At 64.9% G+C, this 22,715-nt stretch carries 16 protein-coding genes and 1 pseudogene; 1 reads left to right on the top strand and 16 read right to left on the bottom strand.

The annotated features are described in order from the left end of the window. Positions 1 to 177 precede the first annotated feature (177 nt). Positions 178 to 2,334, top strand: a complete 2,157-nt coding sequence (locus HA46_RS07025; RefSeq protein ID WP_084883301.1) for a putative bifunctional diguanylate cyclase/phosphodiesterase — start codon at positions 178 to 180, stop codon at positions 2,332 to 2,334. A gap of 33 nt (positions 2,335 to 2,367) precedes the next feature. Here HA46_RS07025 and HA46_RS07020 read toward each other — a convergent pair whose 3' ends face one another. The 16 genes and pseudogenes from HA46_RS07020 to HA46_RS06945 form a co-directional block, all read right to left on the bottom strand. Next, entirely contained in the window at positions 2,368 to 3,210 is an 843-nt protein-coding gene (locus HA46_RS07020) for an oxidoreductase (RefSeq protein ID WP_033791438.1), read from the bottom strand. A 119-nt stretch (positions 3,211 to 3,329) separates the two neighbouring features. Beyond that, positions 3,330 to 5,108 (bottom strand): thiamine pyrophosphate-requiring protein, encoded by a 1,779-nt coding sequence (locus HA46_RS07015; RefSeq protein WP_048781698.1) that lies wholly within the window; start codon positions 5,106 to 5,108, stop codon positions 3,330 to 3,332. A 56-nt stretch (positions 5,109 to 5,164) separates the two neighbouring features. Continuing rightward, complete coding sequence (locus HA46_RS07010) at positions 5,165 to 7,126, bottom strand: hydantoinase B/oxoprolinase family protein (protein ID WP_084883298.1); 1,962 nt, start codon at positions 7,124 to 7,126, stop codon at positions 5,165 to 5,167. 2 nt (positions 7,127 to 7,128) lie between these two features. Next, complete coding sequence (locus tag HA46_RS07005; RefSeq protein WP_084883235.1) at positions 7,129 to 9,180, bottom strand: hydantoinase/oxoprolinase family protein; 2,052 nt, start codon at positions 9,178 to 9,180, stop codon at positions 7,129 to 7,131. A gap of 16 nt (positions 9,181 to 9,196) precedes the next feature. After that, positions 9,197 to 9,643: a GNAT family N-acetyltransferase gene (locus HA46_RS07000; protein WP_033791441.1), complete on the bottom strand. Its 447-nt coding sequence runs from the start codon at positions 9,641 to 9,643 to the stop codon at positions 9,197 to 9,199. 212 nt (positions 9,644 to 9,855) lie between these two features. Continuing rightward, positions 9,856 to 10,368 (bottom strand): Lrp/AsnC family transcriptional regulator, encoded by a 513-nt coding sequence (locus HA46_RS06995; RefSeq protein ID WP_084883232.1) that lies wholly within the window; start codon positions 10,366 to 10,368, stop codon positions 9,856 to 9,858. 141 nt (positions 10,369 to 10,509) lie between these two features. Continuing rightward, positions 10,510 to 11,826, bottom strand: a complete 1,317-nt coding sequence (gene gabT, locus HA46_RS06990; protein ID WP_033791442.1) for a 4-aminobutyrate--2-oxoglutarate transaminase — start codon at positions 11,824 to 11,826, stop codon at positions 10,510 to 10,512. Positions 11,827 to 11,939: 113 nt separating this feature from the next. Beyond that, positions 11,940 to 13,074 (bottom strand): annotated as a pseudogene (locus HA46_RS06985) (M20 aminoacylase family protein). Positions 13,075 to 13,079: 5 nt separating this feature from the next. Then, positions 13,080 to 14,006, bottom strand: a complete 927-nt coding sequence (locus HA46_RS06980; RefSeq protein WP_084883224.1) for a 2-hydroxyacid dehydrogenase — start codon at positions 14,004 to 14,006, stop codon at positions 13,080 to 13,082. After that, positions 14,006 to 14,854: a GNAT family N-acetyltransferase gene (locus HA46_RS06975; protein WP_084883221.1), complete on the bottom strand. Its 849-nt coding sequence runs from the start codon at positions 14,852 to 14,854 to the stop codon at positions 14,006 to 14,008. Before HA46_RS06975 ends, HA46_RS06980 begins: the two co-directional genes overlap by 1 nt. Positions 14,855 to 14,864: 10 nt before the next feature. After that, a complete protein-coding gene (locus HA46_RS06970; protein WP_084883218.1) occupies positions 14,865 to 16,196 on the bottom strand; it encodes an NAD(P)/FAD-dependent oxidoreductase in 1,332 nt (443 codons plus the stop codon). Positions 16,197 to 16,312: 116 nt separating this feature from the next. Continuing rightward, positions 16,313 to 17,977: an ABC transporter ATP-binding protein gene (locus HA46_RS06965; protein ID WP_033791447.1), complete on the bottom strand. Its 1,665-nt coding sequence runs from the start codon at positions 17,975 to 17,977 to the stop codon at positions 16,313 to 16,315. Beyond that, complete coding sequence (locus HA46_RS06960) at positions 17,974 to 18,822, bottom strand: ABC transporter permease (RefSeq protein ID WP_033791448.1); 849 nt, start codon at positions 18,820 to 18,822, stop codon at positions 17,974 to 17,976. The genes HA46_RS06965 and HA46_RS06960 overlap by 4 nt, the downstream gene beginning before the upstream one ends. Further along, positions 18,819 to 19,775, bottom strand: coding sequence for an ABC transporter permease (locus tag HA46_RS06955; RefSeq protein ID WP_048785661.1), 957 nt, complete (start codon positions 19,773 to 19,775; stop codon positions 18,819 to 18,821). The genes HA46_RS06960 and HA46_RS06955 overlap by 4 nt, the downstream gene beginning before the upstream one ends. A 24-nt stretch (positions 19,776 to 19,799) precedes the next feature. After that, positions 19,800 to 21,386 carry an ABC transporter substrate-binding protein gene (locus HA46_RS06950; protein WP_084883215.1) on the bottom strand — a complete coding sequence of 529 codons (1,587 nt, stop codon included), beginning with the start codon at positions 21,384 to 21,386 and terminating at the stop codon, positions 19,800 to 19,802. A 45-nt stretch (positions 21,387 to 21,431) separates the two neighbouring features. Continuing rightward, entirely contained in the window at positions 21,432 to 22,709 is a 1,278-nt protein-coding gene (locus tag HA46_RS06945; protein ID WP_084883212.1) for an NAD(P)/FAD-dependent oxidoreductase, read from the bottom strand. Positions 22,710 to 22,715: the final 6 nt, after the last annotated feature.

The following is a 22,715-nucleotide window of genomic DNA, read 5'->3' as shown; positions in this document are numbered from 1 at the left end:
AACGGCGAAGAGAGATGCGGGACGATTAATTAACAACGCTGAACGGTTTTACCTGCGCATCCGCGTCGGTTTTTTTTGTGACTAATCAGTCACAGTCTTACTTATCCTGTGACGTGCAGGCTGAAGGATTTCTGCCAGGCTATTAACTGACACAGGATGACCACGCGAACCTATAAAATGATTAACAGCACCAAACTTTCCGCGGGCTTTCGCGGCAGCTTTATTCGTGAAGTGTTGTTGCCGCTGGCGGCGATCCTGCTCCTGACGCTGGCAGGTGCCGGAGCCGGTCTGTTTCTCAGTAGCGCAATCAGCAACCAGAAAGCGCTGGCGCAGCAGCAGCGAATGATTGAAGCCTCTTTTTCGCAGAGCCTGGCGGAACATCAGCGCCAGCTAAACAGCCTGTCGCGCTGGACGCCGCTGCAAATGCATCTTGACGCGCCTCAGCCCGACCAGCGCTGGCTGGATGACAACGTGGGCCGCTGGCTCTATGAAATGTTCGGCCACCAGCTCATTATGGTGCTGGACGAGGCGCGTCGGCCGGTGCAGGCCTGGCGCAACGGCGCGGTGCTGCCTGAGCCGGCGCGCGATGCCGGCGTGCAGACGATTTTAGCCAGCGCGCTGCTGCGCGCCGCGCCGCAGGAGGCGGTGGATCTCGCCCGCGTCGACGGTCGCGTGGCGGCGCTGGCCATCGGCACCATTCACCACGCTGCGCAGAGCGCGCCGCGCTTTATGCTGGTCAGCCTGAAATATCTCGACGACGGCTATCTTGCCGCCCTGGCGGAGCGCAGCCAGCTCAAGGGGCTGCACTACTCCGATCCCGACGCGCCGCCCGTCGCCCCGGCGCGCTTTATGCTGAAGTCGCCAGCGGCCGGCGACGTCGGCTATATCAACTGGAGCCCGGCGCGACCCGGCGCGGAAATGCTGCGCACCCTCGGTCCCTCAACCGGCATCGCCGTGCTGGTGGTGATGCTGCTCTGCCTCTACATGGTGCGGCGGATCTGGACCTCCTCCCTTAAGCTGTCGCAGTCGATGCTGAAGCTCGGCGCCAGCGAAGCGCAGGCGCTGCATCTGGCCTTTCACGACGTGCTGACCGGCCTGCCGAACCGCGCGCTGGTAGAGGATCGGCTGACCCAGGCGCTGGCGCTGGCGACGCGGCAAGAACAGCGCGTGGCGCTGCTGCTGATCGATCTCGACCGCTTTAAAAATATCAACGACACCTACGGCCATCACGCCGGCGATGAGCTGATTATCGCCGTAGCCCATCGTCTCGCCAGCCTGATGCGCCCCTGCGATACCGTGGGGCGCATCGGCGGCGACGAATTTCTGGTGGTGATGCCGGAGGTCGACAACATCGGACAGGTCGAGGCGCTGGCGCAGCGTATTCTCGAGGCGCTCAGCCAGCCCTTTCCGCTGTTTGGCGGCGAGGTGTGGAGCGCTGCCAGCATTGGACTGGTGCTGGCGCCGAAAGATGGGGTGGATCGTCAGGAACTGGTGCGCAAAGCGGACATCGCGCTCTATGAAGCGAAAAGCAGCGGGCGCGGCAAATATCGCCAGTTCGAGCGGGTGATGGACGAGTCTATCCGCACGCGGCAGAGCATCGCCGCCGATCTGCGCGCTGCGCTGCAAAACTTCGAAGGGCTGGCGGTCTGGTACCAGCCGCTGATGGATATCGGCGGCAAAAACATGGTGGCCGTCGAGGCGCTGCTGCGCTGGGATCATCCGACGCGCGGCGCGATCCCGCCCGGCGATTTTATCGCCATCGCCGAGGAGACCGGGCTGATTATTCCGCTGGGCGAGTGGGTGCTGCGCGAGGCCTGCCTGACCCAGCAGCGCTTTGCCGATTTAACGGTGGCGGTAAACGTCTCGCCGGTGCAGTTCCGCGCCAGTGGATTTGTCGCGCGGATGGTGGAGATCGTGCGGGAAAGCGGCGGCGATCCGCAGCGTATCGAGCTGGAGATCACCGAGGGGGTGCTGATTGAGGATGAGCATGAGGCGCGCGCCATTATTATCGCCCTGCGCGAGGCGGGCTTCCGCATCGCGCTGGACGACTTCGGCACCGGCTACTCCAGCCTCAACTACCTCAGCACCTTCCCGGTGGACAAAATCAAGATAGACCGCTCTTTTACCCAGTCGCTGGGCGTGGCGGAGAATTCGGTGGCGATTATCGAGTCGGTGGTGAAGCTGGGACACGCGATGGGGCTGACGGTGACGGCGGAAGGGGTGGAAACGCCGGGGCAGATGAGCGCGCTGGCCGACGCGGGCTGCAATCAGCTGCAGGGCTATCTGTTCAGCAAGGCGGTGCCGCTCGAGCGGCTGGGCGACTGGATGCGTTAAAACAGGCGCGCCGGCAGCCAGCGCGCCTGCCAGTTATTCCGGGAAATCGGTCTCCACAGACGTCTGCTTCCAGGCTTCAATCTGCGCCAGTCGCTCTTTCAGCTTCGCCGTTACCGCATCATAGCCCCACGCGCCCATCACCAGATGGCGCGGCGGGTTGGCGTGCTCGGCAATCGCGATCATCGCCTGGGCCGCGCGCGCCGGATCGCCCTTCTGGGTGCCGCTGTATTCGGAGGTCGCCTTCATGCGCGCCGCCGCGGTTTCCGCGTACTCCGGCAGCTTGCTCGGCGTCTGATGCAGCGAGCGGCCAGCCCAGTCGGTGCGGAACGGGCCCGGCTCGACGCAGGTGACGTGAATGCCGAGCGGCGCGGTTTCCAGCGCCAGCGAATCGGACCAGCCCTCGACCGCGTGCTTGCTGGCCGAGTAGTAGCCGGAGCTGGCGAAGCCGATGAAGCCCGCCACCGAGGTAATATTGATGATATGACCGCGACGCTGCTGGCGCATCGTCGGCAGCACCGCGCGCGTCAGGGCGAACAGGCCGAAAACGTTGGCGTCGAACTGGTCGCGGATCGCCTGCTCTTCACCCTCTTCCACCGAGCTCTGGTAGCCGTAGCCGGCGTTATTCACCAGCACGTCGATAGTGCCGAATTTTTCCAGCGCCGCCTTGACCGCGCCGTCGATGCTCTGCGACTGGGTCACGTCGAGCGCCACCGCCAGCGCGTTGCTGCGGCCTTCCACCAGATCGGCGACTTTCGCGGTGTCGCGCGCCGTCACCACCACGTTGAAGCCGCGCGCAATGGTCTGCTGCGCCAGTTCGCGACCGAAGCCTGTCGAACATCCTGAAATAAACCACACCGGATTGTTATCTGTAGCCATGAATGACTCCCAAACTGATTTGTGGCGAATCGCCTGAACCCCGACGCGAACGGCCTGGGGGGAAAGAGAGTGGGTAAGAGTAGCGGCCCGCGACCAGGCCGCTTAACGCTTCGTGCCTCTTACTTTTTGTGCAGCAGCTGGCTGGCGGTGTCGCTGATAATCTGCGCCGCGCCGCGATCGCCCTTCGCCATCGAGCTCATAAAGGCTTTCGCCTGTTTAAAGGTGATATGCGGCGGCAGCGGCGCCACTTCCGGATCGGTTTTGACCTCCAGCACCACCGGGCGGTCGGCGCTCAGCGCGCGTCGCCACGCGTCTTCCAGCTCATCCGGGTTGTCGACGAAGATACCCTGCAGGCCAAGCGATTCGGCAAACTGGGCGTAGCGGACGTCCGGGAGCTGCTGCGTCGCCTCGAAGCGCGCATTGCCTTCCATGACGCGCTGCTCCCAGGTGACCTGGTTCAAATCCTGATTGTTGAAGACGCAGACGATAAGGCGCGGATCGCTCCACTGCTGCCAGTATTTCTGAATAGTGATCAGCTCCGCCATATTGTTCATCTGCATCGCGCCGTCGCCGACCAGCGCCACCACCGGTCTGTCGGGATGGGCGAATTTAGCGGCGATGGCGTAAGGCACCGCCGCGCCCATGCAGGCGAGTCCGCCCGAGAGCGTGGCGCGCTGGCCCTGCTTGACGCGATAGTCGCGCGCGAACCAGTTGGCGCAGGAGCCGGAGTCGGAGGTGACGATGGCGTTGTCGGGCAGCTGCGGCGACATCTCCCAGACCACGCGCTGCGGGTTAACCGGGTTAGCCGGCGCGTGGGCGCGATCTTCCATGACTTTCCACCAGTCGCGCACCTGCACCGCAATCTCCTCCTGCCAGCTGCGGTCCTCTTTATGCTCCAGCAGCGGCAGCAGCGCGCGCAGCGTTTCCGCCGCGTCGCCGTGCAGGTTCACTTCACAGGGGTAACGCAGGCCGAGCATCGCCGGATCGATATCGATCTGCACCGCGCGCGCTTTGCCCTCTTCAGGCAGGAACTCGGTCCAGGGGAAGCCGCTGCCGATCATCAGCAGCGTGTCGCAGTTCTGCATCAGCTCCCACGAGGGTTTGGTGCCGAGCAGGCCGATAGAGCCGGTCACGAAGGGGGCGTCGTCCGGCAGCACGTCTTTGCCGAGCAGCGCCTTGGCGACGCCCGCCGCCAGCACGTTGGCCGCCTGCACGACTTCCACCGCCGCGCCGCGCGCGCCCGCGCCGATCAGAATGGCCACCTTTTTCCCGGCGTTGAGCACCTCCGCGGCGCGCTGAAGATCGGCTTCGTAAGGCACCACTTTAGGACGCTGATAGCCAGGGCCGGAGTGGGTAAAGCCGTGCAGATGCTTCGGCGCTTCCCAGGGTTCGTCCTGGATATCTTTCGGCACGATGACCACCGCCACGCCGTTTTGCGCTTTAGCGATGCGCACGCCGCGGTCAATCAGATGACGCACCTGCGCCGGCGCGGCCGCCTCCTGCACGAAGTTGGCGACGTCAGCGAAGACGCGATCCAGGTTCATCTCCTGCTGATAGCTGGCGCCGCGCGCTGTAACCTCCGCCTGGCCGGCAATCGCCAGCACCGGCGCGTGATCCATTTTGGCGTCGTAAAGGCCGGTCAGCAGATGGGTGGCGCCTGGCCCGCCGGTCGAGAGGCAGACGCCCAGTTCGCCGGTAAACTTGGCGTGGCCGGCCGCCATAAAAGCCGCCATCTCTTCGTGCCGCACCTGAATAAATTCAATGCCGTCGCCCTTCTCATTGGCGCGCTGGATGGCGCCGAGCACGCCGTTGATGCCGTCGCCGGGATAGCCGTAAATACGGGTTACGCCCCAGGCTTTAAGCCGTTGCACAAAGAAATCACTGGTTTTCATGCTCATCGTTGTCCCCTCGGTGAAAATCCGTGTCAGAGAGTAAGGGTAGACGACAATCCGGCTTATTCGCCTGCTAATGCGGGAAAGCGCAGCCGTAACTCGCTGAATATTTTCCTCATATCCGCCGCTTCCCCTGCCTGCTCGACGGCGCGAAACACCTGGGTTTTCAGGAAATGACGCCAGCCGACCGGCGCGGCGGCGAGAAAGAGGGTAAGCGAACGGTAGCGCTCCGGCGTCCAGATCGCCTCGAACGCCTGGCGCGCCGCACCGTGCTGAAAATGCGTTTCGACCTGCTGCGGCATCGCGGCGCGCAGCTGCGCCGTCGCCGCCTCGTCCAGCTTGCCGTCCGCCAGCGCCACGCCGTACTGCGCGCGCGCCGCCGCCGCGCTGACAAAGCCGCAGCGAACATCGCCGAGCACCGCCTCAACGTCGCGCTGCGACGGCAGCCCGTAGCCGCCCGCCCCTGGCCCGCGCACCTCGACCACATCGCCCGGCTGGCAGTGGATCACGTCGCGGTTGCCGTGCTCCAGCGTCTTACCGTCGCGCAGGGTGCGAAAATGCGAAAGGCCGCCCGCGCTGCCGCCTGCCGCGCCCGCCGAGGCGAACACCGAGCGGTTGCGGTTACGCGCGGTGACGGTGGTCTCCGGCGTGAAGATCTCGAAGGCCATTTCGGTCGCCAGCCCGCCGCGAAAGCGTCCGGCGCCGGCGCTGTCGGCCGCGAGGCCGTAGCGCAGGAAGCGGATGGGAACTTCCGCTTCGTTGATCTCGATCGGGGTGTTTTTCAGGAAGGCGGACAATCCGCCCGAGCCGTCCGGGCCGTCATGGCGCGGCGTGCCGCCCGCGCCGCCGCCGACCGGCCCAAGCGAGGCGACCACGCTGCGGTTGCGCGCGTCAAGCGTGCGGATATTCATAATAGAGTTGCCGCCCGGCGAGTTAGCCGGAAGGCGCGTCGGCAGCGCCAGCGAAAAGGCGCCGACGGTGGCGATTTGCGACAGCGCGCAGGTGAGCGAGCGCATGCCGACGGCGGCGGGCGCTTCGCAGTTCATTACCGTGCCAGACGGCAGGATAGCGCGCGTCGGGCGCAGCGTGCCGGCGTTAAGCAGCAGCCGCCGGTCCAGCGTCGACAGCACATAGGTCACGCCCACCAGCGCCAGCGGATGGCGCTCGCGCCCGCCGGTCGGCATGTTCAACGACGATGCGAGCTGCGGATCGCTGCCGGTGTAGTCCAGCTCCAGCCGATCGCCCTGCACCCGCAGGGTAATCGCCACGCGACAGGGATAGCCCCCTTCGCCATCCTCGTCAGCGTAATCGGCGTAGAAGTATTCGCCGTCGGGAATGGTACGGATAACGGCGCGCGCCTGCTGTTCAGCGTAGTCGAGGATGCCTTCGACGCCCTGCAGGAAATCCGCCGCGCCGAAACGGGCGACGATCTCGTGGATCTTGCGCTCGCCGATATTGACCGAGGCGATTTGCGCTTTGAAGTCGCCCCAGTTCTGCTCCGGCACGCGCACGTTCAGCCGCAGGATACGTGCCACATCCTCGTTCAGTTCGCCGTTGCGGACGATCTTCAGCGGCGGGATGCGGATGCCCTCCTGCACGATGTCGGTCAGCGAGCGCGACAGCGAGGCGGGCACCGCGCCGCCGATATCGGTGTTGTGAATATGACCCACCACGAAGCAGAGGATTTCGCCGCCGTAAAAGACCGGCTTCCAGATGTGAATATCGGGGGAATGGGTGGCGACGTTGCCCGCATAGGCGTCGTTGGTAATGCAGATGTCGCCTTCGTCGTAATGGTCGATCAGCGCCAGCACCGGCGCATAGTCGATGCCGCTGTACCAGGGCGCGCCGAAGCTGCGCGGCGACGCGAACGCCAGCCCGTCGCGGCTGACGATCTGGCAGGAGAAATCCTCCGTCTCTTTAACAAAGGTGGAGTGCGCGGTGCGCATCAGGGTAAAGGCCATGGCGTCGGCCGCCGCCGCGCAGTAGTTGGCGAGTATTTGCAGATTACGTCCGTCGATAGCCACGATCACATCTCCTCGCTCAGCGGGGTAATTAACAGATTGCCGAAGCTGTCCACATCGACCTGCATGCGCGGCGGCACGCAGGTGGTGCAGTCGTCCTGCGCCACGATAACCGGCCCGCGCAGCCGGTGGCCGGGACGCAGCGTCGCGCGCAGCACCAGATCGACCTGATGGAAAGCGCCGTCTATCCACGCCTGGACCTGCTTCGCCACCTGCACAGGCTCGCTGGCCGCCGCGAGACGATTCAGCGCGGGCTTCGGCGTGGGCGAGGCGATAACCAGCCGCAGGTTGATGAGCTGCACCGGGGCGGCGGCGTCGCTGTGGCCAAACAGCCGGTGATGCTGCTCGTCAAACGCCGCGTGCAGCGCCGCCACGTCTGCGCCCGCCAGCCAGGCCGCCTCCAGCGGCACGTCGATCTCGAACGACTGGCCGCGATAGCGCATGTCGGCGCTGAACTGCAGCGTAAAAGGCATCTCCCTGCCGTGCTCGGCCGCCAGCCAGGCCTGCGCGCGCTGGCTCAGACTCTCCGCTTCGGAGGCGAGCCGGTCCGCCAGCTGCGCGTCGAGATCGCCGTAGAGCGTGCGGATAAAGTCGTTGCGGATATCCGCCACCAGCCCGCCAAGCGCCGAGAGCACGCCCGGCGTCGGCGGCACGATAACCCCTTTCATATCGAGTTCGCGCGCCAGAAAACAGCCCATCATCGGCCCTGCGCCGCCAAAGGCGAGAAACCAGAACTCGCGCGGATCGAGGCCGAAGCGCGACAGCAGGCCGCTGGTATCGCCATACATGCTGGAGATCGCCAGTTCGATGGCGGTTTCGGCGGTCTGCTCTACCGAGACGCCAAGGCGATCCGCCAGCGGCTGCCAGGCGGCGCGCGCGGCAGCGACATCCACCTGCACGGCGTGGTAGCCGAGATCGCCATGGCCGATCATGCCGCAGGCGGCGAAGGCGTCGGTGGCGGTCGGCTGGGTGCCGCCGCGCTGGAAGCAGACCGGGCCCGGCAGCGAACCGGCGCTGTCCGGCCCCATCTGCATCACGCCCTGCCCGTCGATCCACGCCAGCGAGCCGCCGCCCTGCCCGACAGAGGTCACCGCCACAGAGGGTATATAGATCGGGAAGTCGCCGATGATTTCGCCGTTGCCCTGCGCCACCTCGCCGTTAACGATCACCGCCACGTCGGCGCTGGTGCCGCCGATATCCAGGCTAAGGATGCGGTCGAAGCCGCAGGCGCTGGCGAGATAGCTGGCGCCGATTACGCCCGAGGCGGTGCCGGAGAGGACCATCTGCACGCATTCGCGCTTCGCCTGCTCGACGCCCATCACGCCGCCGTTGGATTTGGTGATGCGCGGCGGCGTGGTTACGCCTCTGGCGCGCAGCGCGCCCTCGAACTTCTCCAGATAGTTGATCACCATCGGCTGCACGTAGGCGTTGATGGCGGCGGTGATAGTGCGCTCGTATTCGCGGATAATCGGCCAGATGTCGGCGGAACAGGAGGTCAGCAGGTCGGGCGCGACCTCTTCGACGATCGCCTTTACCGCCGCCTCGTTGTGTCCGTTGCGGTAGCTGTGCAGCAGCGCCACCACAATGCCCTGACAGCCCGCCGCGCGCGCGCCGTCGATAGCGGCCAGCACGCTCGTGCGATCGACGGGCTGCAGCACCTTGCCGTCGCGATCGGTGCGCTCGCGAATGGCGAAGACGCGATCGCGGCTAATCAGCGGCGCGGGCCGTCGGGAGAAGAGATCGTGGATATGGGGGATTTTCAGCCGCGCCAGCTCCAGCACGTCGCAAAAGCCTGCGGTGGCGAACAGCGCCAGCCGGACGCCGCGCCGCTGGATCACCGCGTTGATGCCGACCGTGGTGCCGTGGGTGAAGTAGCCAATCTCTGCGGGATCGAGGCCGTCGCGCTCGGCGAACTGCGCCAGTCCGGTGAGAATTTCGCTGCCGGGCTCATCGGGCCGCGACAGCACTTTCAGAGTATGGATCTGGCTGGTTTGCCGATCCAGCACGGCGAAATCGGTAAAGGACCCGCCAATGTCCACGCCAACGCGGTAACGCATCTGTAGCACTCCAGAGTCAGGAGAGAGGGAACTCCATCAGCTTGTGCGGCTCCTGCACCACGCGCCAGCCAAGCCGCTGGTAGAGCTGATGGGCATCGTTTGTCGAAAGCATCCAGCGCCGCACCGTGGCCAGTTCCGGATGCTCGCGCACGCAGCTTGCCAGCCAGCTGCCCAGACCCTGTCCGCGCCACGCGTCATCGATAATGACGTCGCACAGCCAGCCGAAGCGGGTGTAGTCGGTAATCAGCCGGCCAAAACCGATCTGCGCGTCAACGTGATAGAGCCCGAACGGCAGCGACGCGGCGATTGCCCGCTCGGTGGCGGCGCGCGGCTGCCCTTTCGCCCAGTAGGCGCGCTCGGACAGCTGGAAATGAATCCAGTCCATATCCAGTCGCGTCCGTTTGGTAGAAAGGGTAAAGTCGTCGCGCTGCCAGATATGGTCGGCGATGATCGGTGCGGTCATAAATAACTCCTTGTCGCGGCATGGGTTTATAGTAAGCGCGCGGAGACAGCTAACGCGGCTGAAGAGGCGCAGCGAACCGGTCAAATTCGGTGAAAAAAGGGCGGAAAAGAAATTTTATGCTGCCCGAAAAGGGCTGGCTGCGGGCATAAAAAAGCCCCATAGCGGGGCGGAAGCCGACACGGCAGTCCATAAAGCGCTCAGCGCGGCAGAAACTACAGCGCGCCCAGCACGTCATTCTGTCGGGTAATCAGCGAGCGCAGCGGCACGCTGCTCTTCATTACCGGTGATTTGATCACGATATAGCTGAAGTATTTGTCGATGCCGATTTGCGCATCCAGCATCTTCTCAATCACTTCCTGATAGTGCTCGATGCTGCGGGTGATAAAACGCAACAGATAGTCGTAGCCGCCGGTAATCAGATGGCACTCCATCAACTCGTCCACGTCGCGCAGCGCGCTCTCGAACCTCATGAAATCTTCGCGGCGATGGCCGGAGAGCGTCACTTCGGTAAAAACCGTGACCGAATCGGTGATTTTGGTGAGATTGATATGGGCTTCGTAGCCGGTGATAAAGCCCGCCTGCTCAAGGCGCTTGACGCGCTGCAGGCAGGGGCTGGGCGAAAGTCCCACGGCGTCGGCGAGATTAACGTTGCTGATACGGCCATCTTTTTGCAATTGCACCAGGATGTTGATGTCGATGCGGTCAAGTTTCATTAAGCCGTTCATACCACCCCTCATTGTTAACCAATTGTGCAGGACGTGCTGATGGTATAACACGCTTTGCGCCGCCAGCGCCAGCGGTAACGCGCGCGTTATCCATCAGGAAAAATTATAATTATTCCAGCAATATCAATGAGGAAGATAGCGTCAGCCCAGACGGCCGGTTGCGCGCGCCAGCGCAATATCGAAGATATGCAGCGCCTCCTCCAGCTGTGAGTCCGTGGTGACAAGCGGCGCCAGGAAGCGCACCACATTGCGCTGAACGCCGCATTTGATCAGCAGCAGCCCTTCCTGGCAGGCGCTGTCGAGGATCTTCTGCGTCAGCGCGGCGTCCGGCTTGCCGGTTTCGAAATCGAGGATCTCTACCGCCAGCATAAACCCGAGGCCGCGCACGTCGCCGATGCAGGCGTACTTCTCAGCCAGCAGCTGTAGCCGCGCCAGCAGCTGTTCGCCAAGCACATTCGCCCGCGCCAGCAGGTTGTCGTGCTCCAGCAAATCGAGCACCGCCAGCGCCGCCGCGCAGCCCAGCGCGTTGCCGCCGTAGGTGCCGCCCAGGCCGCCCGGCGTCGGGGCGTCCATGATCGCCGCCTTGCCTACCACGCCGGAGATCGGCAGGCCGCCGCCGAGGCTTTTGGCGACCGTCACCAGATCGGGTTTGATATTAAGGTGCTGGAAGGCGAACATCTTGCCGGTGCGGCCAAAGCCGCTCTGCACTTCATCGCAGATCAGCACGATGCCGTGCTGCTCGGTAATGCGGCGCAGCGCCTGCATAAACGCCGGACCGGCCGGCAGGAAGCCGCCGTCGCCCTGCACCGGTTCGATGATGATCGCCGCCACGCGCTCCGGCGCGATCTGCACGGCGAAAAGCTGATCCAGCGCCTTCAGGCAGTCCACTTCCGTCACGCCGTGCAGCGGATTAGGAAACGGCAGTCGATAGATATCCGCCGGGAACGGGCCAAAATTCTGCTTATAGGGCTGGCTCATACCGGTCAAGGTCACGCCCAGCAGCGTACGCCCGTGAAAGGCGCCGTCGAATGCGATCACGCCGGAGCGATTGGTGTGCGCCCGGGCGATTTTAATCGCGTTCTCTACCGCCTCCGCGCCGCTGGTAAAGAAGACGCTCTTGTAGGCTTCGTCGCCGCCCACCAGCTGATTAAGCCGCTGCGCCAGCTCGATATAGCCCGGATAGGCCACGACCTGAAAACAGGCGTGCGAGACCAGTCCCAGCTGGCGCGTTACCGCATTGACCACCGCCGGATGGTTGTGCCCGACGTTGAGCACGCCGATACCGCCGACGAAGTCGAGATAGCGGTTGCCCTCGACGTCCCAGACTTCGCTGCCCCTGGCGCGCTCAATCACCAGCGGATGGGCGGTCACCACGCCGCGCGGCACATTCTGCTCGCGCGCGTCCAGCAGCAAACTGTTGTCTGAATAGGTCTGTTGTTCGGCCATGACATTCTGCATTTTTATACCTCATCCACGTAACGTTCGGTTGGCTCAAGTATCGCAACCCACTGGTTTCGCATGCTGCCGTTATGGGTAGTGCTGCGGCATATCCTGTTAAAATGCGTGCCCTTTCAGCAGGGAAATTTCTTAACGCAGCGCGCGTCGGGCGAGCGCCGTCCAGGCGCGCACGCCATAAGGGATTAGCGCGTCGTTGAAGTCGTAGGCGGAGTGGTGCAGCGGCCGCGAAGGCGCGGAGCCGATCCAGAGATAGGCGCCGGGTTTCGCCTGCAGCATAAAGGCAAAATCCTCCGAGGTAAGCGCGGGCTGCCGCGCGACGCTGGCGCTGAGCCCCGCCTCGCTGAGCGCCGCCAGGGCGAGGTTCGCCTCCGCCTCGCTATTTATCGTGGCCGGGTAGTAACGCAGATAGCTGACCTCCGCATGCAGCCCGTGCGCGGCGGTGACGTGGCGCGCCATATCGCGCAGCCGCGCTTCGAGTCTCTCCTGCGCCGCCGGGCTAAAGGTGCGCACCGTGCCGGTAATCGACGCTTCCGCCGGGATCATGTTGTGCGAAAAGCCGCCCTGCATGCGCGTTACGCTCAGCAGCGCCGCCTCGCAGGGATCGATAGCGCGCGCCACCAGCGTATTAAGCTGCACCACCAGCTCGCTCGCCGCCAGCAGCGTGTCGCGCGTCAGATGCGGCTGCGCGGCATGGCCGCCGCCGCCTTTGACCGTAATATCGAAACGATCCGCCGCCGCCATGATTGCGCCGGGACGGGTCTGCACCTCGCCGAGCGGCAGTTCCGGCCAGTTATGCAGCGCGTAGACCGTCTCGCAGGGAAAGCGGCTGAACAACCCGTCGTCGATCATCGCCTTCGCGCCCGCCATCCCCTCTTCTGCAGGCTGGAAGATAAAGTAGATCGTGCCGTTGAAGTCGCCCGCCTCCGCCAGCTGCCGCGCCGCGCCGAGCAGCATGACGGTATGGCCGTCGTGGCCGCAGGCGTGACAGACGTTCGCCGTCCTGCTTTTCCAGGGCGCGTCGCCCTGGTCCTGCATCGGCAGCGCGTCCATATCGGCGCGCAGGCCAATAGCGCGCGGGCTGTCGCCGCGCTTCAGCACGCCGACCACGCCGGTTTGGCCGATATCGCGATAGACCTCGAGCCCGAGCTGCTGCAGAAAGCGCGCCACGATGTCGCTGGTGCGCCTCTCCTGATAGCCGAGTTCCGGGTGGGCGTGCAGATCGCGCCGCAGCGCGATAAGAGAGTCAATATCCATCAGTAACCTCGCGCGCGGTCGATAAGGCCGATCATCGGCTCGCCGCGCTGATAGCGACGCAGGTTTTCCAGCAGCGCGGCGACGGCGCTCTCGTTTTGCGTCTGGCTGGCAATGTGCGGCGTCAGCCAGACGGCGGGATGACGCCAGAAAGGATGCGACGGCGGCAGCGGTTCGGGATCGGTCACGTCGATCACCGCCGCGCCGAGCCGGCCGCTGTCGAGGGCCGCCAGCAGATCGGCATGATTAAGCTGTGCGCCGCGTCCCGCCTGCACCAGCGCCGCGCCGGGCGGCAACTGCGCAAACAGATCGCGGTTAAGCAGGCCGCGCGTCTCGGCCGTTAACGGCAGCAAGCAGACCAGAATGTCGCAGCACGCCAGAAAGTCGCCCAGCTGCGCTGCGCCGTGAAAGCACCGCACGCCATCGAGCTGGCGCGACGTCCGGCTCCAGCCTGCGCAGTCGAAACCGAGCGAGACCAGCTGCCGCAGCGCCGCCTGGCCCAGCTCGCCCAGCCCCATCACGCCGACCCGGCGCGCGGCGGCGGGCGTGACGCTGTGCGCCTGCCAGCTCGCTTCGCGCTGCTGTTGGAGATAGCGCACCATATCGCGATGGATGCCGAGCACCGCGAAAGTGACGTACTCCACCATGCCCTGCGTCAGCCCCGGCTCAATCATGCGCACCACCGGCAGGTCGGGCGGCAAGGCGGCGAGATCGAACTGATCCGCGCCCGCCCCTACCGACAGCAGCGCTTGCAAGTTGGGAAAGGTCGCCATCAGCTTCTCCGGCGGCTGCCAGGCGATCAGCATCTCCACGGCCAGCGGGTCGCCGATGTCGGGCCAGAGATGCAGGTGAATATCGGGCGCGTGCTGCGCCAGCCACTGCTGCCACAGCGCGCCGCGCCGGGGATCCGATTTATAGAGGATATGCATCAGGCCATCGCCTGCGTCATCAGGCCGAACGCCTGCATGCCGCCCGCTGGCGGCGTCCAGGGCGTGCCGCGCACCATGGTGGTGGGGTTATCGACCTGCGCCAGGCCGAGCGTGGCGAGCCAGGGGGCGAGCGGCAGCGCGGCGTCGGTGTCGATACGGACGAATTCGCCGCGCAGGCCCTGCATCAGCGAGGCGACCAGCGCCTGCGCTGTCGGGAAATCCTGCGCGATAACCGGCCCAATCGCCCAGCCGTGACCGAAGCGGCGCAGGCTGGCGAAACCGCGGATGTCGCCCTGCGCGTCTGCCAGCAGCACCGTCTGATGCTGGTTAATCAGGTGATCGATCAGCTGCGGACGCAGCATGCCGTGCGCCTGCTGGTCGAGGGCGGTGAGAAGAGGCGCATCCTGCGCCTGCGCGCGGCGCAGCGTTAATCCCGTCGGCAGAGCCACGGGCGGCACCGCCTCCAGCGCCCGCGTCTGGTGCTGAAGAATCTGCCCGGTCGTCACAAAGCCGAGCTTTTCATACAGCCCTTTGCCCATCTCGGTGGCGTGCAGCCGCACGTTATAGTCGGGCACTTTTTCCAGCAGGGTCAGCATCAGCTGCTTGCCCAGGCCGCGCCCCTGCTGCTGGCCATCCACGATCACTAGCCCAATGGTGGCGGCGCGTTCGCCCCAGCGCCAGAGGATGGCGCTGCCGAGCAGCCTGCCCTGTTCCTCTATCACGACGCCCTCGCCCAGGGCCATCGCCTGCTGCCAGTCCTCGCGGCGGTGCGGCCACTTCAGCTGCTGCGTCATGGCGTAGCAGAATTCGATATCGTGCGCGTTCATGGCGCGAAAAGTTGTGGTCATGCGTTGCTCCTTACATCATGCCAGGCGTTTCAAGTGCGCTGCCGTCGACCAGACGGCTGTAGCGATAAGGGGTAGGGTCGACAATCGGCGCGTCGCTGGCGGCGAGATCGGCGGCGAGCCGCCCCGCCCCGGGCCCGATGCCGAAGCCGTGCGCGCTGTAGCCGGCCGACAGCACCAGGCCCGGCAGCTGCGCCACGGTGGAAATCACCGGAATGGCGTCGGGCGTGCTGTCGATCATGCCGCCCCAGGCCTGCGCCAGCTTAATGCCCGCCAGCGCCGGATATTCGTTGCGCATCGCGTCCAGACCCGCCTGCACGGTCGCCGCGTCGGCAGCGGGATCGAGAATGCGCGCGCGCTCAAACGGCGATTCGCGATCGAAGGCCCAGCCGCCGAGCGCTTCCGGGCCGTGGAAAAAGGGGGTCAGCCCCAGGTTCAGGCGCAGATTTTTACGGCGGCTCTTAAAAACAGGATAGAAATGCCGCGCATAGCGGATGCCCTGCGCGCTCGGCTCCAGGCGGCCACGCCCCGACACGGAGACGGTATAGCTGCCGTCGAGCTGCGGACGGCAGGCGAAGCCAGGCGTATAGAGCGGCACGGTGATCGCCTGCGCGATGGGCCGGGTGCGAAACGCGGTGCCGATAACGTTGCCGAGCGGCAGGTCGATGCCGTGCCGGCGGCAGAACATCGAGGTCCACGCGCCCGCCGCGCAGATCACCCGGCTGGTTTTGATCAGGCCGCGCTCGGTCCAGACGCCGCTGACGCGACCGGCGGCAATGTCCAGCCCGCGCACCGCGCACTGCTGGAATACCCGCGCGCCGAGACGCTGGGCGGCAATCGCCAGGCCAGGCGCGGCCAGGCGCGGTTCGGCGTGGCCGTCGCCAGGCGACGAGACGCCGCCGAGCCAGCGCGAGGTGCTGCCGGGCGTCATCGCCTTCGCCCGATCCGCCGTCAGGATCTCGCTCTGCACATCGTAATTTTTCGCCATGCGGTTCCAGCGCTCCCACGCGGCGATATCCGCCTCGCTGCGCGTCGCGTAGATCAGCCCGCTGCGGCGAAAGCCCAGCTCCTCCCCGGTCTCCTCGCCCAGTTCGCCCCAGCGCTGGAGCGCGTAGACGATCAGCGGCAGCTCGCGCTCGTCGCGGTTCTGCTGGCGGCACCAGCCCCAGTTGCGGCTCGACTGTTCGGCCCCGACCAGGCCTTTCTCCAGCAGCGCCACCTTCAGCCCTTTTTTGGTCAGTTCCCAGGCCGCGGCGGCCCCGGCGATACCGGCGCCGATAATCACCACATCAACGGCGTCGGGAAAGTCGGCGCTGTCCTGTACATAGCGGAGTGGAGCGGGCATAGCGTTGATACCTCTTTTTTGCAGTGAAAAGCGCACCCTGTCAGGGCATTATTTGCGCAGCCGGCTTGTTCGCGGCCAGCGCACCGCCCGGGGACAATAGGGCAAGCAAGATAGCCCTATTCCGCCTTTAAAATCTCTTCGTGCTCATCCAGCCAGCCCTGCCGCAGCTCCGGCACCGCGCGCTTCAGACGCTCGAAATAGAGCTCGCTGGTGGGCTTGTCGTAATCCTCCCGCGCCAGCTGGGTGACGATACGTCCCGACTTCATCACCACGATGTTGTCGCACACCGCGCGCACCGCGTGCATGTCGTGGCTGATAAAGAGCACCGACAGGCCCAGCTCGCGCCGCAGCTCGCTGATGAGATCCAGCACCGCCGCGGCGACCACGGTGTCGAGCGCCGAGGTCACTTCGTCGCACAGGATCAGATCCGGCTCCGCCGCCAGCGCACGCGCCAGGTTGACGCGCTGCTTCTGCCCGCCGGAGAGCGCCCAGGGCCGCCGCCACAGCACGCTGCGCGGCAGCTTCACCAGATCGAGCAGCTGATGCAGCCGCTGGGTCAGCGCCTGGCCGCGCAGGCCGTGAAACAGCGCCAGCGGCCGCGACAGGATGCGCTCGACGCTGTGCGCCGGATTCAGCGCGGTGTCCGCCATTTGAAACACATACTGAATGCGGCGCAGCTCGTTGTCAGGCCGCTTGTGCATGTCGCCCGCGATATAGTGGCCGTTGAACAGCATATGGCCGTGGCAGGGCGCGTTAAGCCCGGCGATGGCGTGCGCCAGGGTAGTTTTGCCCGATCCCGACTCGCCGATGATGCCGATCGCCTGCCCTTTCCACAGCCTGAGGTTGATCTCCTCCAGAATGCGGATTTTCGGCTGGCCGTCGCTGCCGCGCGGGCCGTAGCCAGCGCTGAGGTCGCGCACCTCCAGCAGCGGCTGGAGCTCGCCGCTCTCCGCGCGCCACGGGCTGGGGCGCTCTTGCTGCCGCGCCGCGTTCATCAGCAGCCGCGTGTAGTCCGCCTGCGGCGCGCCGATCAGCCGTTCGGTGGTGCCGTACTCGGCGATCTGCCCGCGCAGCAGCACCAGAATGCGGTCCGCCATCTGCGCCACCACCGCCAGATCGTGGCTGACGTAGATGGCGGTGACGCCGCGCTGCGCCACCACGCGACGAAAGGCCTTCAGCACTTCCACCTGCGTCGTGACGTCGAGCGCGGTGGTCGGCTCGTCGAGGATCACCACGTCGGGATCGCCGATCAGCGCCATGGCGGTCATCAGGCGCTGCAGCTGCCCGCCGGACACCTGATGGGGCCAGCGGTCGCCGATGGTGTCGGGATTGGGCAGCGCCAGCTCGCGGAATAGCGCCACCGCTTTGGCTTTCGCCGCTTTGCGCGTCATGGTGCCGTGGATCACCACCGGTTCGATCACCTGATCGATGATCTTCATGCCGGGGTTGAACGAGGCGGCGGCGCTCTGGGCGATATAGGCGACGTTGTTGCCGCGAAATTCGCGCAGCTGCTGCGGGCTCAGGCTGTTAACGTCGACACCCGCCACGTGAATATTGCCCTCGGCGATGCGGCAGCCGGGACGGGCATAGCCCATTAGCGCCATGGCGACGGTGGTTTTCCCCGATCCCGATTCGCCAATCAGGGCGAGCACTTCCCCTTTCTGCACGGTAAAACGGATATCTGATACCAGATCGATCGGGTCGCCCTTGTCGCTCTGCGCCGTAACGCGCAGATTCTCCACCGAGATCGCTGGCATTGCGGTATGCGGCATCACGTTCATACGCCCTCCTTCGCCAGCGTCAGCGGACGCATCTGTTGCAGGCTGTCGATAAACAGGTTGGCGCCGATGGTCAGGCTGGCGATGGCCAGCGCAGGCATCAGCACCGCCGGCGAGCCGTCAAACAGCCCCTGAATGTTTTCGCGCACCAAAGTGCCCCAGTCGGCATAGGGCGGCTGGACGCCGAGGCCGAGAAAGCTCAGGCCGCTCAGCAGCAGCACGATATAGACGAAGCGCAGGCCGAAGTCCGCCAGCATCGGGTGCACCATATTGGGCAGAATATCGTGCATGGCGACGTACCAGCGGCTTTCGCCGCGCAGCCGCGAGGCGCGCACGTAGTCCATATTGCGCAGGCTGCCCGCCATGGCGAAGGCGATGCGGAACGCGCCCGGCCAGTAGGTGAAGATGGCAGTGAGCAGCAGCATCGGCAGCGAAGAGCCGAACACCGCCACGATCATCAGCGACAGCACCTTGCCCGGCAGCACCAGCATGGCGTCGTTGACGCGGCCAAGGATCTCCTCCAGCCAGCGGCCGGTCACCGCCGCCAGCAGCGCCAGCAGCGTGCCGATCAGGCTGGCGCCGATCGCCGCGCCCAGCGCCAGGCCGATGGAGAACTTCGCGCCGTAGAGAATGCGGCTGAGAATATCGCGCCCCAGCGCGTCGGTGCCGAGCCAGTTATCGGCGGTAAAGCCGCCGAACAGCGGGCCGCCGCCGATATCTTCGACGTTGTGCGGCGCCAGCTGGTTGCCGAACAGCGCCATCAGCAGCCAGAAAACGGATACCGTCAGGCCGAGCCGCCCGGAGATCGACAGCGACTGAAAGAAACGAACGGGAAGTAAGGTATTCATGCGCTTCTCCATTTCGGGTTGAAGGCGATGGTCAGCACGTCGGCCAGCAGCAGCAGCAGCAGGTAGCAGCCGGCGAACAGCATCACGCAGAACTGCACCACCGGCAGATCGCGGTTGCTGACCGCATCCACCAGCTGGCTGGCGAGGCCGGGATAGCTGAAGATGGTTTCGATAATGATGACGCCGCCGAACAGATAGGACAGGCTGAGCGAAATAGCGTTGGCGATAGGGCCGACCGCGTTAGGCAAGGCGTGACGCAGCACGGCGCGCAGCGGCGATACGCCTTTCAGCAGCGCCATCTCCAGCCAGGGGCTGTCGAGCTGGTTGATAATGGCGGCGCGCGTCATGCGCGCCATCTGCGCCACCAGCACGCAGCAGAGCGTCAGCACCGGCAGCGCGTAGGCTTTCAGATAGCTGACCAGATCCATATTGGGCGAGCCGAAGGACATGGCCGATACCCAGTGCAGCTTCACCGCGAAGATCAGCACCGCTACCGTCGCCACCAGAAACTCCGGCACCGCCACCGTCGCCATGGTGCCGATCACCAGCACGCGATCCAGCAGAGAGCCGCGCGTCATGGCTGCCGTTATGCCGATCAGCAGCGCCAGCGGCACGCAGATCAGCGTGGTGATCGCCGCCAGCTCGAAGGTGGCGGGAATACGCTGCGCCACCAGCTGCATCACCGGCAGGTGGCTGGCGAACGAGGTGCCGAAGTCGCCCTGCAGCATGCCGCCCAGCCAGCTGAAGTAGCGCAGCAGCAGCGGCTGATCCAGCCCAAGCTGAGCGCGCAGCGCCGCCACCGTCTCCGGCGTGGCGTTTTGCCCGAGGATCATCTGCGCCGCATCGCCCGGCAGCAGGCTGGTGATAAAGAACACCACCGCCGAGACGATAAGCAACGTCAGGATGCCGGCGCCTGTGCGCCGGGCGATCAGGAACAGCATGTATCGGTTCATCGGCGTTCTCCAGCGTCGAGAGGGTTAAGCGGACAGCCAGGCGAATTCGTGAAAGCGATAGCCCATCATCATGCCGGAGGGCCAGGCTTCGACGCCCTTCACCTTTTTGCTGTAGCCGTCGGTGGAGCTGATAAAGGTCGGGATAATGGTGCCGCAGTGGTCGTAGATCAGCTTCTGCATATCGCCGTACATCTGTTTGCGCTTCGCCTGATCCCGTTCGCCGCGCGCCGCCACCACCAGCTGGTCGAACTGCGCGTTCTTCCAGCCCGACTCGTTGTTGGGCGCGCCGGAGAGGTAGAACTGCGAGAAGAGCATATCGAGCGTCGGGCGCGGGTTAATAGAGCCGTAGCCCACCGGATCCTTGGTCCAGTGCGTCGACCAGTAGCCGTCATAGGGCACGCGGCGCACTTTGATGTTGATGCCGGCGTTGCGCGCTACCTGCTGGATCAGCTGGCCGCCCTCGACCGCGCCTTCGATGTTCGGCGTGGTGACGATCTCCACCGTCGCGCCCTTCATGCCCGCCTTCCCGATGTGGAATTTCGCTTTTTCCACGTCAAGCGGCCGCGGCTTCAGCTCGGCGTTGTAGAGCGGATGCCAAGGCGGCACCGGCGTATCGTTGCTGACGTCGCCGTAGCCCTGCAGCACGGTTTTCACCAGCATCTCGCGCGGCTGCAGATATTTCAGCGCCAGCACGAAATCTTCGTTGCTGCCGGGCTTGATATCGGTGCGCACGATCAGGTTGGTATACATGCCCGATTTGCTCTCCAGCACGCCGAAATCGCTGGTCGCCTTAATGCGCTTGCAGTCGTTGGCGCTCAGGGTCGAGACGATATGCAGGTCGCCCGACATCAGGGCGTTGACGCGCGCCGCCTGGTCGGTGACGCCCAGCAGCTCTACCTCGTCGAGATGCGGCAGGCCCGGCTTAAAGTAGTGGGGGTTTTTGCTGCCGACCGAGCGCACGCCCGGCGTAAACTCCTTGCAGACGTAAGGCCCGGTACCGATCCCCTTTGTAAAGTCTCTGGTGTTCTCCTGCACGATCAAAAACGGCGGCGCGGCGAGGATATAGGGCAGATCGAAGTTCGCCTGGTTCAGCACCAGCTGCACTTCGTTATCGTTAACGGCGCTGATGGTCTTAAACTGCTCGGCAATTTTAAAGGCGTTCGAGGCGACCGCAGCGTCTTTGTGTCGGCTAAGCGAGTAGACCACATCTTTCGCGGTAAGCGGCTTGCCGTCGTGAAAGGCCACGCCGCTGCGCAGCTTGATCTGCCAGGTGACGCCGTCGCTGGAGTCGAGCGACGTCGCCAGCGACGGCAGCGCTTTGAGATCTTTATCCAGCTCGGTCAGGCCGTTGTAGAACATACACTGGCGGGTATAGTCGCCGCTGTTGTTAGCTTTGGCGGGATCAAGGGTATCGGTGGCGGAGGCATTGGACATGGCTACGCGGATTTTGCCGCCTTTCACCGGCGTTTCGGCGGCGAAGCCCAGCTGCGGAAAGCCGATAATGCCGCTGCTCATCACCGCGCCGGCGGAGAGCATTTTCATCAGGCCGCGGCGCGTCAGCGTGCCTTCGGTCAGCATGCGCGTCAGCGCGTTATTATCATTTTGACTCATCTGCGTACCCTCAATAAGCGTTTAAGTTCACCTGGAATGCAAGCATCAAGAGAAACGATCTTTGGCTTTGTAATAGAGTCCGGCCAGCGGCAAAAACCACGGTTTGCCGTGATAACCGGGCAGCGCGGGCCAGCCGTCGCGCTGCCAGGGGTTGCGGTTGCTTTTTTCGGCGATCAGATCCGCCATGACCGCGCCCATCCACACCGACATCTGTGTGCCGTGGCCGCTGTAGCCCATGGAGTAGAAGACGCCGTCATGCTCGCCCGCGTGCGGCAGCCGATCGGCAGACATATCCACCATGCCGCCCCAGCAGTAGTCGATGCGCGCCTGCGCCAGCGGGGGAAAAAGGCTGGCCAGCGTCGCCTGCAAAATTTCGCCGCTGCGCGAATCGGAGGTGGGATTGCTGACCGCGAAGCGCGCGCGGCCGCCGAACACCAGCCGACGGTCGGCGGTGGTGCGGAAGTAGTTGCCGAGGTTGAGCGAGGTGACGTAGGTGCGATCCTGCGGCAGCACCTCGCGGATCAGCGCGTCGTCCAGCGGCGCCGTGACCACGATAAAGCTGCCCACCGGCACAATGCGGCGCTGGAACCAGCGAAAAGGCCCGACGTTGGAGCAGCCGGTGGCCATCAGCACTTTATCGGCGAGGATTTCGCCTCTGGCGGTCTGCACCCGGTGGCGGTAGCCGTCAAGGCGGGTTAAGCCGGTCACCGCGTGGTGCGGAAAAATTTTCGCCCCGCTGCGCGCCGCCGCTTCCGCCAGACCGATGCCGAACTTGCCCATATGCATCTGCCCGCCGCGCTTTTGCAGCAGGCCGCCGTGAAAGGCGTCGCTGCCGACTTCGCGGCGGATAGCCGTCTGGTCGAGCAGCTCGATCTCCGGGTCCACGGTGCGGCGCATCAGCTCCCAGGCCTCGCGCAGCCCGGCGAAATGGGACGCCTTGCTGGCGAGCTTGAGCTTGCCGCACAGGCGAAAATCGCAGTCGATTTGCTCGTCGCGCACCAGCTGTTCGACGTAGCTTACCGCGTCGTCATAGGCGCGGTAGAAGCGCGTCGCTTTCTCGATGCCCTGGCTCGCCACCAGCGAGGCGAAGTTCTGCGCCACGCCGGTATTGCAGTGGCCGCCGTTGCGCGCCGACGCCTGGCTCATCACCTCGCCGCCCTCCAGCAGCACCACGTCGAGGCCGCTGCGCGCCAGGCTCAGCGCCGCCGAGACGCCGGTAAAGCCGCCGCCGATCACCACCACGTCGGCGCGCGACGGCAGCGAACCTTCCGCCGCGCCGTGAAACGGCGGCGCGGTGGCCTGCCAGAACGATTCGAGTTTCATAGCGCG

The sequence above is a fragment of the Pantoea septica genome, assembly GCF_002095575.1.
Taxonomy (GTDB): Bacteria; Pseudomonadota; Gammaproteobacteria; order Enterobacterales; family Enterobacteriaceae; genus Pantoea; species Pantoea septica.
The sequence above is the reverse complement of the archived record's forward strand: the minus strand, read 5'-3'. Positions and strand labels throughout refer to the sequence as shown.

Bases quoted from the DNA above. Each gene is read 5' to 3' on its own strand.
- HA46_RS06975 (WP_084883221.1), bottom strand. From the start codon at position 14,854: ATGACCACAACTTTTCGCGCCATGAACGCGCACGATATCGAATTCTGC.
- HA46_RS07015 (WP_048781698.1), bottom strand. From the start codon at position 5,108: ATGAGCATGAAAACCAGTGATTTCTTTGTGCAACGGCTTAAAGCCTGG.
- HA46_RS06970 (WP_084883218.1), bottom strand. From the start codon at position 16,196: ATGCCCGCTCCACTCCGCTATGTACAGGACAGCGCCGACTTTCCCGAC.
- HA46_RS06955 (WP_048785661.1), bottom strand. From the start codon at position 19,775: ATGAACCGATACATGCTGTTCCTGATCGCCCGGCGCACAGGCGCCGGC.
- gabT (WP_033791442.1), bottom strand. From the start codon at position 11,826: ATGCAGAATGTCATGGCCGAACAACAGACCTATTCAGACAACAGTTTG.
- HA46_RS06945 (WP_084883212.1), bottom strand. From the start codon at position 22,709: ATGAAACTCGAATCGTTCTGGCAGGCCACCGCGCCGCCGTTTCACGGC.
- HA46_RS06965 (WP_033791447.1), bottom strand. From the start codon at position 17,977: ATGAACGTGATGCCGCATACCGCAATGCCAGCGATCTCGGTGGAGAAT.
- HA46_RS06995 (WP_084883232.1), bottom strand. From the start codon at position 10,368: ATGAACGGCTTAATGAAACTTGACCGCATCGACATCAACATCCTGGTG.
- HA46_RS06950 (WP_084883215.1), bottom strand. From the start codon at position 21,386: ATGAGTCAAAATGATAATAACGCGCTGACGCGCATGCTGACCGAAGGC.
- HA46_RS07020 (WP_033791438.1), bottom strand. From the start codon at position 3,210: ATGGCTACAGATAACAATCCGGTGTGGTTTATTTCAGGATGTTCGACA.
- HA46_RS06980 (WP_084883224.1), bottom strand. From the start codon at position 14,006: ATGCATATCCTCTATAAATCGGATCCCCGGCGCGGCGCGCTGTGGCAG.
- HA46_RS07000 (WP_033791441.1), bottom strand. From the start codon at position 9,643: ATGACCGCACCGATCATCGCCGACCATATCTGGCAGCGCGACGACTTT.
- HA46_RS06960 (WP_033791448.1), bottom strand. From the start codon at position 18,822: ATGAATACCTTACTTCCCGTTCGTTTCTTTCAGTCGCTGTCGATCTCC.
- HA46_RS07025 (WP_084883301.1), top strand. From the start codon at position 178: ATGATTAACAGCACCAAACTTTCCGCGGGCTTTCGCGGCAGCTTTATT.
- HA46_RS07005 (WP_084883235.1), bottom strand. From the start codon at position 9,180: ATGCGTTACCGCGTTGGCGTGGACATTGGCGGGTCCTTTACCGATTTC.